Raw genomic sequence first — 1,386 nt, forward strand, 5'->3', positions numbered from 1 at the left:
GGCCGGGAGGCCAGACCGTTGATGGGGTGGCGTGCCCGCCGGGCAGTGGGGCGTGAGCACTGGATCCATTAGGCCGCGTGCCGCGCCTTCCGCAGGCTGCGATAAGCGAAGTACCGGACTGGGAGGACGAGTTGCTGCTGATCGGCGATGACTGGGCCGAAGACCACCACGATGTCGAGGTCCAGGACGAGGCGGGCCGGAAACTGGCCGCAGCGAGGCTGCCCGAGGGCATGGAGGGGATCGCGAAGCTGCACGAGCTCGTCGCGAAGCACGGCGGTGAGGACCTGGATCCGGCCGCAGTCGTGATCGGGATCGAGACCGACCGCGGCTCGTGGGTGCAGGCACTGATCGCCTCCGGCTACCAGGTCTACGCCATCAACCCCCGCCAGGTCGCCCGGTTCAAAGAACGCTATGCCTCCTCCGGCGCCAAGAGCGACAAGGGCGACGCGCACGCCCTGGCCGACATGGTCCGCATCGACCGGGACCAGCTGCGCCCGGTGGCCGGGGACAGCGAGCAGGCGCGGGCCGTCAAGGTCGTCGCCCGCGCCCACCAGAGTCTGATCTGGGAACGCACCCGCACCTTCCAGCGGCTGCGCAGCACGCTGCGCGAGTACTTCCCCGGCGCCCTGACCGCCTACGCCGATCTCACACTGACCAGCACGGACGCTCTGGAACTGCTGATCAAAGCGCCCACCCCGCATGCCGGGGCGAAACTGACCCGCACCCAGATCACCGCCGTCCTGGCCCGCGCCCGCCGGCACAACCGGGACGCGAAGGCGGCCACGATCCAGACGGCGCTGCGCGAACGGCAGCTGGAGCTGCCCGAGCCGGTCACGGCCGCCTACGCCGCCACCGCCACCGCCCACGCGAAGCTGCTGATCGCCCTGAACGAGCAGATAGCAGACCTGGAAAAGCAGGTGAAGGCTCATTTTCTGAAGCACCCGGACGCTGAGATCTATCTCTCGATGCCCGGCATCGCGGAGATCACCGGCGCCCGGGTGCTCGCCGAGTTCGGAGACGATCCCGCCCGCTACGCGTCCGCGAAGGCCCGCAAGAACTACGCCGGCACCAGCCCCATCACCCGGGCCTCCGGCAAGAGCCACACCGTCCAGGCCCGCTACGTCCGCAACAACCGCCTCGCCGACGCGCTGCAGACCCAGGCGTTCTCCGCCCTTCGGGCATCACCCGGCGCCCGCCACTACTACGACAAGCAACGAGCACGCGAGATCGGCTACAACCCCGCTCTCCGCCAGCTCGGCAACCGCCTCGTCGGCATCCTCCACGGCTGCCTCAAAACCCGCACCCACTACGACGAAGCAACCGCCTGGTCACACCACGCCCACACCCCAGCCGCTTGACACCAAACGACATGGGGTGTCTGACCCG

The 1,386-nt window shown here is 69.1% G+C and carries 1 protein-coding gene; it reads left to right on the top strand.

Annotated elements, in window-relative coordinates; all coding sequences use genetic code 11:
• Positions 1-131 precede the first annotated feature (131 nt).
• Positions 132-1,358 carry an IS110 family RNA-guided transposase gene (locus ABT245_RS45905; RefSeq protein WP_351747127.1) on the top strand — a complete coding sequence of 409 codons (1,227 nt, stop codon included), beginning with the start codon at positions 132-134 and terminating at the stop codon, positions 1,356-1,358.
• The last annotated feature ends 28 nt before the right edge of the window (positions 1,359-1,386 follow it).

Source organism: Streptomyces sp. NPDC001508, assembly GCF_040298665.1.
Taxonomy (GTDB): Bacteria; Actinomycetota; Actinomycetes; order Streptomycetales; family Streptomycetaceae; genus Streptomyces.